This window comes from Lichenibacterium dinghuense (assembly GCF_021730615.1).
GTDB classification, from domain to species: domain Bacteria; phylum Pseudomonadota; class Alphaproteobacteria; order Rhizobiales; family Beijerinckiaceae; genus Lichenihabitans; species Lichenihabitans dinghuensis.
In genome coordinates this window covers 2,978,947-2,991,794 of sequence record NZ_JAJLMN010000001.1, presented here as the reverse complement: position 1 = coordinate 2,991,794, position 12,848 = coordinate 2,978,947, and the positions used below count along the sequence as shown (strand labels likewise).

General features: G+C 72.2%; 12 protein-coding genes. 10 read left to right on the top strand and 2 right to left on the bottom strand.

Going from position 1 to position 12,848, the window contains the following annotated elements:
* Positions 1-51: 51 nt before the first annotated feature.
* Positions 52-987 (top strand): NAD(P)/FAD-dependent oxidoreductase, encoded by a 936-nt coding sequence (locus L7N97_RS14245; RefSeq protein WP_237479006.1) that lies wholly within the window; start codon positions 52-54, stop codon positions 985-987.
* Between the two features lie 206 nt (positions 988-1,193).
* On the opposite strand, the gene L7N97_RS14240 is transcribed toward L7N97_RS14245, so the two are convergent.
* A complete protein-coding gene (locus tag L7N97_RS14240; protein WP_237479005.1) occupies positions 1,194-1,331 on the bottom strand; it encodes a hypothetical protein in 138 nt (45 codons plus the stop codon).
* A gap of 93 nt (positions 1,332-1,424) precedes the next feature.
* Entirely contained in the window at positions 1,425-1,781 is a 357-nt protein-coding gene (locus tag L7N97_RS14235) for a hypothetical protein (RefSeq protein ID WP_237479004.1), read from the bottom strand.
* Here L7N97_RS14235 and L7N97_RS14230 point away from each other — a divergent pair.
* The 9 genes from L7N97_RS14230 to L7N97_RS14190 all read left to right on the top strand — a co-directional run bounded on the left by L7N97_RS14230 (position 1,759) and on the right by L7N97_RS14190 (position 12,840).
* Positions 1,759-1,911, top strand: coding sequence for a hypothetical protein (locus L7N97_RS14230; RefSeq protein WP_237479003.1), 153 nt, complete (start codon positions 1,759-1,761; stop codon positions 1,909-1,911). The two genes, L7N97_RS14235 and L7N97_RS14230, sit on opposite strands and share 23 nt — an antisense overlap.
* A 127-nt stretch (positions 1,912-2,038) precedes the next feature.
* Positions 2,039-3,901: a malto-oligosyltrehalose trehalohydrolase gene (treZ, locus tag L7N97_RS14225; protein WP_237479002.1), complete on the top strand. Its 1,863-nt coding sequence runs from the start codon at positions 2,039-2,041 to the stop codon at positions 3,899-3,901.
* A 306-nt stretch (positions 3,902-4,207) separates the two neighbouring features.
* Positions 4,208-5,887 carry a putative bifunctional diguanylate cyclase/phosphodiesterase gene (locus L7N97_RS14220; RefSeq protein WP_237479001.1) on the top strand — a complete coding sequence of 560 codons (1,680 nt, stop codon included), beginning with the start codon at positions 4,208-4,210 and terminating at the stop codon, positions 5,885-5,887.
* The gene (locus tag L7N97_RS14215; RefSeq protein ID WP_237479000.1) at positions 5,884-6,681 is read left to right on the top strand and encodes a BLUF domain-containing protein; all 798 of its coding nucleotides are present in this window, start codon (positions 5,884-5,886) and stop codon (positions 6,679-6,681) included. The genes L7N97_RS14220 and L7N97_RS14215 overlap by 4 nt, the downstream gene beginning before the upstream one ends.
* A 102-nt stretch (positions 6,682-6,783) precedes the next feature.
* Entirely contained in the window at positions 6,784-7,152 is a 369-nt protein-coding gene (locus L7N97_RS14210; RefSeq protein ID WP_237478999.1) for a hypothetical protein, read from the top strand.
* A gap of 93 nt (positions 7,153-7,245) precedes the next feature.
* Positions 7,246-8,241 carry an SDR family oxidoreductase gene (locus L7N97_RS14205; protein WP_237478998.1) on the top strand — a complete coding sequence of 332 codons (996 nt, stop codon included), beginning with the start codon at positions 7,246-7,248 and terminating at the stop codon, positions 8,239-8,241.
* A gap of 30 nt (positions 8,242-8,271) precedes the next feature.
* Positions 8,272-9,723: a cytochrome ubiquinol oxidase subunit I gene (locus L7N97_RS14200; protein WP_237478997.1), complete on the top strand. Its 1,452-nt coding sequence runs from the start codon at positions 8,272-8,274 to the stop codon at positions 9,721-9,723.
* A gap of 9 nt (positions 9,724-9,732) precedes the next feature.
* Positions 9,733-10,995 (top strand): cytochrome d ubiquinol oxidase subunit II, encoded by a 1,263-nt coding sequence (gene cydB, locus L7N97_RS14195; RefSeq protein ID WP_309242801.1) that lies wholly within the window; start codon positions 9,733-9,735, stop codon positions 10,993-10,995.
* A 33-nt stretch (positions 10,996-11,028) separates the two neighbouring features.
* Positions 11,029-12,840 carry a glycoside hydrolase family 15 protein gene (locus tag L7N97_RS14190; RefSeq protein ID WP_237478996.1) on the top strand — a complete coding sequence of 604 codons (1,812 nt, stop codon included), beginning with the start codon at positions 11,029-11,031 and terminating at the stop codon, positions 12,838-12,840.
* Positions 12,841-12,848 lie beyond the last annotated feature (8 nt).

Below are 12,848 nucleotides of genomic sequence, written 5' to 3'. Positions count from 1 at the left end.
CGCGGCCCCGCGGCGTTTGAGCTCGGCCGTCGGGCCGCAGGAGGGTGGAGCATGAGGATCGCGATCGTCGGGGCGGGGCTCGCGGGCCTGAGCTGCGGGGCGCGCCTCGCCGGCGCCGGCCACGCCGTGTCGCTGTTCGACAAGGGGCGCGGCCCCGGCGGGCGCCTGTCCCACCGCCGCGCCGAAACGCCGCTCGGCGAAGCGCGCTTCGACCACGGCGCCCAATATTTCACCGCGCGCGACCCCGGCTTCCGCCGGCAGGTCGACGCCTGGGTGCGCGACGGGCTCGCGGCGCCCTGGCCGGCGGCGGGCGACGACGCCCTCGTCGGCGTGCCCGGCATGAACGCCCCCGCGAAGGCGCTGGCGGCGGGGCTCGACGTGCGGTGTTCGGCGCGGGTCGAGCGTCTGACGCGCGAGGGCGGGGCCTGGCGCCTCGCGGGCGAGGGTGTGGACGCCGGCCCCTTCGACGCCGCCGTGGTCGCGGTGCCGGCCGAGCAGGCGGGCGCGCTGGTGCGCGACCACGCCCCGGACTTCGCCGACGCCGCGGACGCGACCCCGGCCGCGCCGTGCTGGACCGTCATGGCGGCCTTCCCGGAGCGGCTGGCGACCCTCGACGACGTGGTGAAGCGCCGCGGGCCCGTCGGCTGGGCGGCGCGCGACTCCGCCAAGCCCGGCCGCTCGGGGCCGGAGTCCTGGGTCGTGCAGGCGGGCCCGGACTGGTCGCGCGAGCACCTGGAGGAGGCGCCGGCCGCCATCGTGCCGAAGCTCCTCGCCGCGCTGGCCGACGCGGCGGGCGGCCCCCTGCCCGAGCCCGCGGCGGCCTCGGCCCACCGCTGGCGCTACGCCCGCTCGGGGAGCCTCGGCCGGGACGCGCTGTGGGATGCCGAAACCCGGCTCGGCGTCTGCGGCGACTGGCTGCTCGGCCCGCGCGTGGAATGCGCCTGGATGTCGGGCTTCAGGCTGGCGGGGATGATCGGGGCCGCGTGAGCGGCCGGGTCCCGGGCGCGCCGAGCGCCTTCCCTCAACCGTCGTCGCGAGCGAGGCGATCCAGGACCGTGGTGAGCCGCCCGGAAGGCCGCCGCGGCGCGCCCCGTCCCAGAGGGGTCGGCTGGACCGCGTCGCTCCGCTCGCGATGGCGGTGGAAACGGCGGTGCCGGATCCATCCGGAGCGAGCGGGCGGCTGCCCCGCGGCTCTACTTCTTCTTGCCGATCGGCTCGGTCGAGCCGCGGGTCATCAGGCCGGCGGCCTCGCTCGTGGCGCCGGCCTTGGGCTTGGCGTCCTTCTTCGGCTTGCCCTTGCTTTCCTTCTTAGGCTTGTCGCCCTTGGCCATGGCGGTCTCTCCGTCGACGCTCGCTCGCGGTCGGCGGGAGCGCCGACCGCGGCAGCATAGGCCGGGACCGGCGCGCTTCGCCAGGGGGCGGGGCTACTCGCCGAGCAGCCCCATGTCGACCTCGCCGAAGCTCGCGGTGAGCTTGGCCTCGTCGAAGTCTCCCGTGTTGGGGTCGCCGGTGCGGCTGAAGGCGAGCGCGCCGGCGTGCTTGGCCGCGGCCGCCTGGGCGCGGCGCCGGGCACTCTCGGCGTTGGGCGCTTCCGCCGGCTCCAGCGGCACGAGGTCGCCCTCCTCGCTGCGGGCGAAGGCCACCACGACGTGATAGGTGATCGGAATCGGGAGAGCCTCCTCGTCGGGTCGGCGCGGTCGGGCGCCGACGAAATCGTAACCGCCGTCGGCGATGGTGCGGCGTCGGGGAGCGGGTGCGATGGCGATCAGATACGTGGACATCGAGCCCGAAGACGGCAAGGCGAAGCCCGCCAAGGCGGCGGCCGGACCCGCCCCCGCGTCCGTCCCCGCGCCGCCGCCCGCCGACGAGGCGCCCGCCCCGGCCGCCAAGCCCAAGCGCCGCAAGAAGTAGGCCTCCCCTCCCCCCTCGTCGCGATATTTCGGCCGAACCAGTCCCCGCCGGGATCGTTCTGACAGGCCGCCTTGGGCCGGATCCTTGCATCCGGGGGGCGAGAGACTGTCGGGATCGAGGATCACGCATGACCACACGGCCTTCCGCGCGGCGCTTCCCCATGGGGGCGGAGCTCCTCGACCGCGGCTGCTCCTTCCGCGTCTGGGCGCCGGACCACCCCACCGTGACCCTGGTGCTGGAGGGCGGCGGCGAGCACGTGCTCGAACCCGAGCGGGACGGCTACCACGCCGCGACCGTGCCGGGGGTCGAGGCCGGCGCCCTGTACCACTATCGCCTCAGCGGCGACGACACGCTCTACCCCGACCCGGCCTCGCGCTCGCAGCCCGAGCGGCCGATGGGCGCCTCGCAGGTGGTCGACCCCCGCGCCTACCGCTGGACCGACGGCGACTGGAAGGGCGTCACCATCGTCGACCAGGTGCTCTACGAGATGCACGTCGGCACCTTCACGCCCGAGGGCACCTGGGCGGCGGCGGCGGACAAGCTGCCCTTCCTGAAGGACGTCGGCGTCACGGTCGTCAACATGATGCCGGTCAACGAGTTTCCGGGCCGCTTCGGCTGGGGCTACGACGGCGTCGACCTGTTCGCGCCCACCCACCTCTACGGCAAGCCCGACGACCTGCGCGCCTTCGTCGACAGGGCCCACGGCCTCGGCATGGGCGTGATCCTCGACGTGGTCTACAACCACATCGGCCCGGACGGGAACTTCCTCAAAGCGTTCGGGAAGGACTACTTCACCGACCGCCATTCGACGGAATGGGGCGAGGCGCTGAACTACGACGGCCCCAACAACACCGGCATGCGCGACCTCGCCGTGTCCAACGCCGCCTACTGGATCGCCGAATACCACTTCGACGGCCTGCGCCTCGACGCGACGCAGAACATCTACGACGAATCCGACGACTACGTGGTGGCGGCGCTGGGGCGCGCGGCCCGCGAGGCGGCGGGGGAGCGCAGCATCATCATCGTGGCCGAGAACGAGCCGCAGGACTCCGACCTCGTGCGCCCGGCGACCCAAGGCGGCGCCGGCCTCGACGGCGTGTGGAACGACGACCTCCACCATTCCGCCATGGTGGCCGCGACGGGCCGCAACGAGTTCTACTACCACGACTTCGAGGGCTCGCCGCAGGAGTTCATCTCGGCCGCCAAATACGGCTACCTGTTCCAGGGCCAGCGCTTCGGCTTCTCGGACGAGCGGCGCGGCGTGCTGGCGCTCGACCTCAAGCCCGACGCCTTCGTGACCTTCGTGCAGAACCACGACCAGGTGGCGAATTCGGCGCGCGGCTGGCGCCTGCACCAGCTCACCAGCCCGCCGCGGGCGCGGGCCCTGACCGCGCTGTCGCTGCTGATGCCCGGCACGCCGATGCTGTTCCAGGGCCAGGAGTTCTGGGCCTCGACGCCGTTCCTGTATTTCGCCGACCACCGGCCCGAGCTCGCCAAGCTCGTGCGCGAGGGACGCCACAAGTACATGGCGAACTTCCCCTCGCTCGCGACCGCGTCGGGCCAGAAGCAGCTCGTCGACCCCGAGGCGGACGAGACCTTCGAGCGCTGCAAGCTCGACTGGCGCGAGGCGGAGGCCAACGCCGCCGTCGTGGCGATGCACCGCGACCTGCTCGCCCTGCGCCGCACGGACCGCGCCTTCTCGTCCCACCACCGTCCGGCCTGCGACGGCGCCGTGATCGGGCCCGACGCCTTCGTGCTGCGCTTCTTCGAGAGCCACGGCGACGACCGGCTGCTGATCATCAACCTCGGGCGCGACATCGACCGCAAGAGCTTCCCCGAGCCGCTGGTGGCGCCCCCGCGCGGCAAGAGCTGGGAGGTGCTGTGGTCGAGCGAGGAGCCCGACTACGGCGGCACCGGCACGGCCGAGTTCGAGACCGCCAAGGGCTGGCACCTGCCCGCCAACACGCTGCTGGTGCTCAAGGGCCGGTAGGCGACGGCCGGTGCAGGCTTACATGTGTCGATCTCCAGAACACATCCCCCTCGACACGATCAAATGATAGTCTACATCGGCCGATGCTGCGACATTCGGGCCACTTCGGGCGTCCCGGCACAATAGTGCGATGCGCCGGGGCGGCCCGTTACGCTCTGTTGAGAGTCTGCGACGTAACGCTGTTTACGCGTGAGGCCGGCCCGCGGTGGGCCGGGCGAGCGTGGGACAGGGGTTCGCAGCGTCATGCAAGCGTCGAGGCCGCAACGGGGTGAGAGCTTCGGCCGTCCGTCGTCCGACGGGGGCGCCATGGCGGCGACCTTCCTCGACGGCGCCCCGGGCGGCGTCCTGCTCGTCGGGCGCGACGGCCGGGTGGCGCTGTGCTCGTCCGAGGCGCGGCGCCTCCTCGGGCTCGCCGCGGACGTGGTCGGCCTGTCCCTGCGCCACCTCCTGTCCGCCCTCGGACGGGGCCGGGCCGACGAGCGGCGCGTCGCGCTGATGCGGCTGCGCGGGCCGCTGCGCCGCGGCGAGGCCGTCACGCTGGCGCTCGCCTTCGCGGGCGTGCCGGTGCTGCTCGACGTGGCGCCGCTCGGACAGGCGGGGTGGTCCGTGACGGTCGAGGCCGCGGCGGCCCGCGCGGCCCGGCTCGACGGCGGCTCGGCCGGCACCGTCGATGCCCTGACCGGCCTCGCGAACCGCGTCCGCTTCGGGACCCGGCTCGACGAGGCCCGCGCGCGGCTCGACCGGCAGGGCGAGGGCTTCGCCGTGCTGGCCGTCGACCTCGACCGCTTCAAGCACGTCAACGACACGCTTGGCCACCCGATCGGCGACGCGCTGCTGCGCAAGGTCGCGGAGCGGCTCGAGATCACGCTGCGGCCCACCGACACGGTCGCGCGGCTCGGCGGCGACGAGTTCGCGGTTGTGCAGAGCGACGCGTCCGGGCCCGAGGAGGCCGGGACCCTGGCCAAGCGCATCGTCGACCTCCTCGGCCGCGCCTACGTGGTCGACGGGCACCTCGTCAACATCGGGGCCAGCGTCGGCGTGGCGCTCGCCCCCGCGGACGGCACCGATCCCGCCGCCCTGATGCGCTGCGCCGACCTCGCGCTCTACCGCGCCAAGCTCGACGGGCGCGGCGCCTTCCGCTTCTTCGAGCCCGAGATGGACGCGCGCGTGCAGGCGCGGCGGCAGTTGGAGCTCGACCTGCGCCGCGCCGTGGCGGCGCACGAGTTCGAGCTCGTCTACCAGCCGCAGTTGAACCTCGAAACGGAGCGCCTCGTGGGCTGCGAGGCCCTGATCCGCTGGCGCCACCCGGTGCGGGGCACGGTGTCGCCGGCCGAGTTCATCCCGCTCGCCGAGGAGATCGGCCTCATCGTGCCGATCGGCGAGTGGGTGGTCCGCACGGCCTGCCGCGAAGCCGCGTCCTGGCCCGGGGACCTGACGATCGCCGTCAACCTGTCGCCGGCCCAGTTCAAGAGCAGCAGGCTGGTGCAGGCCATCGCCTCGGCGCTCTCGTCCTCCGGCCTCGCGCCGCACAGGCTGGAGCTGGAGATCACCGAGGGCCTGCTGCTCCACGACAACGCCGCCAACATCGCCACGCTCCACGCCCTGCGCGACCTCGGCCTGCGCATCTCCATGGACGATTTCGGCACCGGCTATTCGTCGCTGAGCTACCTGCGCTCCTTCCCCTTCGACAAGATCAAGATCGACCGCTCCTTCGTGTCGGGCATCCCCAAAGCGGCCGGCGGCGACCACATGGCGATCGTGCGCGCCGTGGCGAGCCTCGGGGCCGCGCTCGGCATGGCCACCGTCGCCGAGGGCGTCGAGACGCTCGAACAGATGAGCCACATCCGCCGCGAAGGTTGCACCGAGGTGCAGGGCTACTTCATCTCCCGCCCCGTCCCCCCCGCCGAGATCGCCCGCCTCTTCGCCGAGCAGGCGGGCGCCGACCGACACGCCTCCCTCCCCCTGAGCCTGGCAGCCGCGCGATGAACGACCTTTACCGCCTGATCTACACCAGCCGGAACTTCCTCGGCGGCAGCGACGCCGAACAAGCCGCCGCCGTGGACGGCATCCTGGCCGTCTCCAAGCGCAACAACGCCCGCGTCGGCGTGACCGGGGCGCTGCTGTTCAACGCCGGCTTCTTCGCCCAGATCCTCGAAGGGCCCCGCGCTGCCGTCGAGACCACCTTCGAGCGCATCCAGCGCGACACTCGCCACAGCGACGTCAGCGTGCTGCAGTGCGAGCCCGTCGCGGCGCGCGGCTTCCCCAACTGGTCGATGGCCTTCGTGGGCCAGGGGTCGCAGGGGCGGACGCTGTGGGGCGACGTCGCGGAACAGACCGGCTTCGACCCCGCGCACGTCGAGGCGGACCGGCTCTTCGCCACCCTGCTGACCATCGTGGAGCGGGGTGAGAACGAGGACACCCCGGCCCCGCCGCCGCCCGCGCGCGGGCCGGGCCTCGACGTCGAGCGGCTGCGCGGCGCGCTGCGGGACCGGGCGCCCGCGGTCGCCCCGGCACCGGCGGGCGGCGAGTCCGGCGTGCTGCGCGCCGCGCTCGACGAGGAGCGCCGGCGCACGACCGGGCTGCGCCGCGAGCTCGACGACGCCCGCATCGCGCTCGCGGCGGCGCGGGCGGAGGTCGAGGCCGCGGAGCGCCTGAGCGAGGTGTGGGCCGAGCGCGCCCGCGCCATGGCGGCCATCCTGGCGCGCGAGCCCGGCCTCGCCCGCCCCGACGAGGCGGCGCCGGAGCAGGCCCGGCCGACGCTGGTGCGCCGAGCCGGCTGACGGCGCATCGGGCTGCGGGAGCCGGTCTGGCCAGCGCGGCGCCGATCGGGCAAGGTGCCGCCCTCCCCCACCGAGCGACGGGCCACCCCGATTCAGTCCGACATGCCGCACCCGGCCGCCGAGCCTGAGACCTGGCCCCCGCGCCGCCGGTCCTTTGCGCTGCCCGGGGTCCTGATCGCCATGGCGCTCGTGGCGGCGGCCTCCGGCGGCTACATGGTGTGGCACGCCCCGCTGGCTCCCGACCCCGACGGCGGGCTGCGCTGCACCCGCGCCTTCGACGCCCGGATGCGCGCGGCGCGGGGCGGCAGCGACGCCGACCTCCTGAAGCTCAGCGACGAGGCGCTGGCGGCCGGCTGCGGCCGGCAGAGCTACGACGCGGCCGACCTCGTGGGCGCGGAGGCGGCGGCCCGGCTCTGCGCGCGCCCGGCCGCCGCCGCCGATGCCGCGCTGAAAATTCTCTGCACCCGTTGAGGGGTCGGACTATCCTAAGATCGAGAATCTGACCGTCGCCTGCATCTTACGACGGGTCTGCCCATTGAAGCGCAGATCACGGAGAAATGAGCGATGGCTAAGATTGTGGTGGTGACGGGCGCCGGAGCCGGCGTCGGCAGGGCCGTGGTGACGGAATTTGCCAAGCACGGCTACGACGTGGCGCTGCTGTCGCGCGACCCGGACCGCCTGGAGCGCGCCGCCTACGAGACGCGCCGCCAGGGCGTGCGCGCCCTGCCGATCCCCACCGACGTCGCGGACGCCGCCGCCGTCGAGGCCGCCGCGGAGCGCGTCGAGAAGGAGCTCGGACCCATCGACGTGTGGGTCAACGTGGCCTTCTCGACCGTCTTCTCGCCCGTGGCCGACATCACGCCCGAGGAAGCGCTGCGCGGCACGGAGGTGACCTACCTCGGCCAGGTCTACGGCATGATGTCGGCGCTGAAGCGGATGCGCCCGCGCAACCGCGGCTCCATCGTCAACGTCGGCTCGGCCCTGACCTACCGCTCGGTGCCGCTGCAGTCGATCTATTGCGGCGCCAAGGCGGCCATCCGCGGCTTCACGGATTCGCTGCGCTCCGAGCTGATCCACGACAAGCTCGACATCCACCTCTGCATGGTGGACCTGCCGGCCGTGAACACGCCGCAGTTCAACTGGGCGGTCAACAAGCTCGGCTTCATGGCCCAGCCCGTGCCGCCGATCTACCAGCCCGAGGTGCCGGCCCGCGCGGTCTATTTTGGCGCCACCAACAAGCGCCGCGAGATCTGGGTCGGCTGGCCCACCGTGCAGGCCATCTGGGCCAACCGCATCGCCCCGGCCTTCGCGGACCGCTACCTCGCCAAGTTCGGCTACACGTCCCAGACCACCGACCAGAAGCTGCCACCCAACTACAAGGGGAACCTGTGGGAGCCCGTGAAGGGCGACTACGGCGCGCACGGCCGCTTCGACGCGAAGTCGCGGACGGGCTCGCTCGAGATGTTCACCGACCGCCACCGCGACGGCGTCTATGCCGGTGCGGCGATTTTGGCCGGCATCTTCGTCTTGCATCAGCTCGCCAAAAAGTACGATTTCTGAACTCCTCATAGGTCTGGAGGTCGATCGCCCATGGATTTCACGGCGCTCCTGCTGTCGCGGATGCAGTTCGCATTCACGGTCTCGTTCCACATCATCTTTCCGGCCTTCACGATCGGGTTGGCGGCCTGGCTGATGACGCTGGAGTTGTTCAGCTACTTCAAGAAGAAGCCCATCTACCGTCGGCTCTTCGACTTCTGGCTGCGCATCTTCGCCGTGGCGTTCGGCCTCGGGGTGGTGTCGGGCATCGTGATGGCGTTCCAGTTCGGCACGAACTGGAGCGAGCTGTCGCGCCGCTCGGGCGACATCCAGGGCGGCCTCCTGGCCTATGAGAGCTTCTCGGCCTTCATGCTCGAGGCGGCCTTCTTCGGCATCCTCATCTTCGGCCGCAAGCGCGTGCCGCCGCTGGTCTACCTCCTGGCCACGGTGGCGATCTCGCTCGGCACGGACCTGTCGTCCTTCTGGATCCTCGTCAACAACAGCTGGATGCAGCATCCGACGGGCTTCGTGATGGGCCCGAAGGACACCTTCGTGCCTGTCGACTGGGTGCAGATCCTGTTCAACTACGTGACGATCGTCCGCTGGCTGCACATGATCTTCGCGGCCTACGTCACGACGTCGTTCTGCGTCGCCGCCACCGGGGCCTGGTACGCGCTCCAGAAGCGCAACGACGCGGAAGCCAGGATCATGCTGCGCTTCGGCCTCGGCCTCGCGGCCGTGCTGGTGCCGGTGCAGCTCGTCTGCGGCCACCTCGTCGGCGGCTACGTGGTCAACGACCAGCCCTCCAAGATCACCGCGCTCGAGGGCCGCTGGCACGCCCAGCAGCCCGCCGGCGAGGTTCTGATCGGCTGGCCGAACCCGGCGCAGGAGCGCAACGACTTCCAGATCGCCCTGCCGCCGCCCTTCGGCAGCATCATCGACTCGGGCAGCCTGACCGCGCGCGAGCCCGGCATCGTCGACATCCCGGTGCAGGACCGCCCGTTCGTCTACATCATCTTCTTCACGTTCCGCATCATGGTGGGGCTCGGCCTGATCATGCTGGCGCTCGCGTGGTTCGGGACGTTCCTCGGCTGGCGCCGCAAGCTGATGACGACGCGCTGGTTCCTGTGGCCCGTGTTCATGAGCTTCCCCATCGGCTTCCTGGCGACGCTGATGGGCTGGTTCACGGCCGAGACGGGGCGGCAGCCCTGGGTCGTCTACGGCCACCTGCGCACCGCGGACGCGATCACGCCCGCGCTCACCACCGGCACCGTGGCGTTCACGCTGCTGCTGTTCGGCACCATCTACTCGGTGATCTTCATCGCCGGCACCTACTACATCTACCGCACCCTCAGGCGTGGCCCCGAGGCGCTCGACCGGCCCGTCGAGGACACGACCACCAACGCCAAGCGGCCGCTGTCGATCCCCGGCGGCAGCCCGCACGGCGCCTCGTCGAAGACCGGCACCGGCGCGCCGGGCCGCCCCCGCCCCACCCCGGCCGAGTGAGGGCGACCCGTGCTCACCTTCTGGTCCGCGGCCCTCGGCCTCTCGCTCCTGCTCTACGTCCTGCTCGACGGATTCGACCTCGGCATCGGCGTGCTGTTCCTGTTCGCGCCCTCCGAGCGGCACAGGCGCCACATGATGGACGCCGTCTCGCCCGTGTGGGACGGCAACGAGACGTGGCTCATCATCTCGGGGGCGACGCTGTTCGGCGTCTTCCCCGCCGCCTACGCGATCCTGCTCGGGGCCTTCTACATCCCCGTCATCGTCATGCTGTGCGGTCTCATCCTGCGCGGCGTCGCCTTCGAGTTCCGGTCGAAGACGCTGCACATGCGCTGGCTGTGGACGCTGAGCTTCGGCGTCGGCTCGATCGTGGCGGCCTTCACGCAGGGCGCCGCCATCGGCGCCTTCGTGCAGGAGCTGCCGGTGCGCGACGGCATCTACGTCGGCTCCGCCTTCTCGTGGGTGTCCTGGTACTCGATCCTGTGCGGGTTCGGCCTCGTGTTCGGCTACGCGCTGCTCGGCGCCTGCTGGCTGATCCACAAGACCGAGACGGAGGTCCGCGACTTCGGCTACGCCGTCATGCCGCGCATCCTCGCCGGCCTCGCGGCCTTCCTGGTGCTCGCAGCGATCGGGCTCTTCGCCTTCCACATGCGCGTCGCCGGCACGTGGTTCGAGCGGCCCTGGCTCCTGGTCCCGCTCGCCGTCGGCGCGCTGGCCGGCGCCCTGCTGGTCTACGGGGTGTGGAAGCGGATCGACAGGCTCCCGCTGCCCATGACCGTGGTCATGTTCGTCGCGGCCTTCGTCACCATGGTGGGCTCGCTCCTGCCCTTCATCGTGCCGTTCTCGCTGACCATCGCGGAGGCGGCGGCCCCGCCCGCGAGCCTGGCCTTCATGTTCTGGGGCATCGGCCTCGTGATCTATCCCGTCACGCTGATCTACACCGCCGCGGTCTACTGGGTGTTCCGGGGCAAGGTGCAGCCGCTCGGCGAATACGAGGGCGACGACCTCCCCGAGCCGGGGAGCGTCCTCGCCGAGGCGACCGTCGCGGTGGAGCTCGCGCGGCGCGACCTCGCCTCGACGATGGCGGATCTCAAGTCCAACCTCACCCCGGCCCACGTCATGGAGGACGCGTCCCGCGCCGGCCGCGCGGCGCTCGGCGCGGCCGTCCACCGGGGCGCGGAGATCGCCCGCACCCCGGAAGGCGCTGCCGCCATCGGGCTCGGCGCGATGGCCCTGCTCCGCGCCTTCCTCCGGCCGCGCCAGCCGAAACGCTGACGCGCCGCCCCCTCCCCGTCCAGGACACCTCCCATGAGTTCACGCATCGCGGATTACGGCCTCGTCGGCGACGGCCAGACCACGGCCCTCGTCGGGCGCGACGGCTCCGTCGACTGGCTGTGCTGGCCGCGCTTCGACAGCGACGCCTGCTTCGCGGCCCTGCTCGGGGACGAGCGGCACGGCTCCTGGTCGTTCAGCCCCAAGGCGAAGGTCACGGGCCAGTCGCGCCGCTACGAGGAGGACACGCTGGTCCTCCAGACCGACGCCGAGGTCGAGGGCGGCGCCTACCGCATCACCGACTTCATGCCGATGCGCGACGGCGACCTGTCGTCGCTCGTGCGGATCGTCGAGGGCCTGTCGGGCGAGGTCGCGCTCGACATGGTGCTGAAGCTCCGCTTCGCCTACGGCACGGTGCCGCCCTGGTGCGAGGCGACGGAGCGGGGCATCACCGCGAAGATCGGCCCCGACCAGGTGAGCCTCGACGCGCCCGTGGAGGTCGCGCTCGACGACGACGTCGCGACGGCGCAGTTCACCGTCCGCGAAGGCCAGCGCCTCGCCTTCGTGCTCTCCTATTCGTCGCTGATGGACACGGCCCTGGCGTCCGGCCAGAAGCGCCCCCCGGAGCAGGATGACCGGCTCGACGCCGAGCGGGCGCTCGCCGACACGCGGGACCACTGGCGCCGCTGGATCGGCCGCTTCGACGCGAAGCGCACGCGCTGGCCGGAGGTCGTCAAGCGCTCGCTCATCACGCTCAAGGCGATGCAGCACCACCTCACCGGCGGCCTCGTCGCGGCGCCGACCACGAGCCTGCCGGAGCTCGCCGGCGGCGACATGAACTGGGACTACCGCTACTGCTGGCTGCGCGACGCCTCCTTCACGCTGACGGCCTTCCTCAACGCGGGCTTCACCGAGGAGGCGACGGCCTGGCGCGACTGGCTGCTGCGCGCGGTGGGCGGCGCGCCGGAGAAGATGCAGATCATGTACCGGCTCGACGGCGGCCGGCACCTCGACGAGTACAAGATGGAGGAGTTGCCGGGCTACCGCGACGCCCGGCCCGTGCTGATCGGCAACGCGGCGGCCAAGCAGCACCAGATCGACGTCTACGGCGAGGTGCTCGACTGCCTCGACCTCGCGCGGCGCGCCGGCATCGAGGTCACGCCGCACCACGTCGCGGTCGAGCGCCGCATCGTCGACGAGTTGGAGAAGGTGTGGGACACGCCGGGCTCGGGCGTGTGGGAGTCGCGCGGCCACCCGCGGCAGTACACCTATTCCAAGGCCATGGCCTGGGCGGGCTTCGACCGCGCCCTGCGCGACGGCGGCACCTTCGCCGACGAGACGCCCGAGCGCCTCGCCCACCTCAGGGTCCTGCGCGACAAGGTGCATGCCGCCGTGAACCGCGAGGCCTGGAACGAGGGCCTGGGGACCTTCACGCAGGCCTACGGCAACGAGGCGATGGACGCGAGCCTGCTGCTCCTGCCGATCGTCGGCTTCCTGCCGGCGGACGATCCCCGCATGGCCGCCACGGTCGCCAGGGTCGGCGAGGTGCTGTCCGAGGGCGGGCTGATCCGGCGCATGAAGGCCAAGGTGGACGGGCCTAACGAGGGCGCCTTCCTGCCCTGCTCCTGCTGGATGGCGGACTGCCTCGACATGCAGGGCCGGCACGAGGAGGCGGTGGCGCAGTTCGAGCGCCTGCTCGCGGTCGGCAACGACCTCGGGCTCTTCGCGGAGGAGTACAACGTCCCGGCCCGGCACATGACGGGCAACTTCCCGCAGGCGCTGACGCATCTCGCGATCGTCAACACGGCCCTCGGCCTGTCCGGCCCTGTGCTGAGCCGCGGAGCCTGATGCGGGCC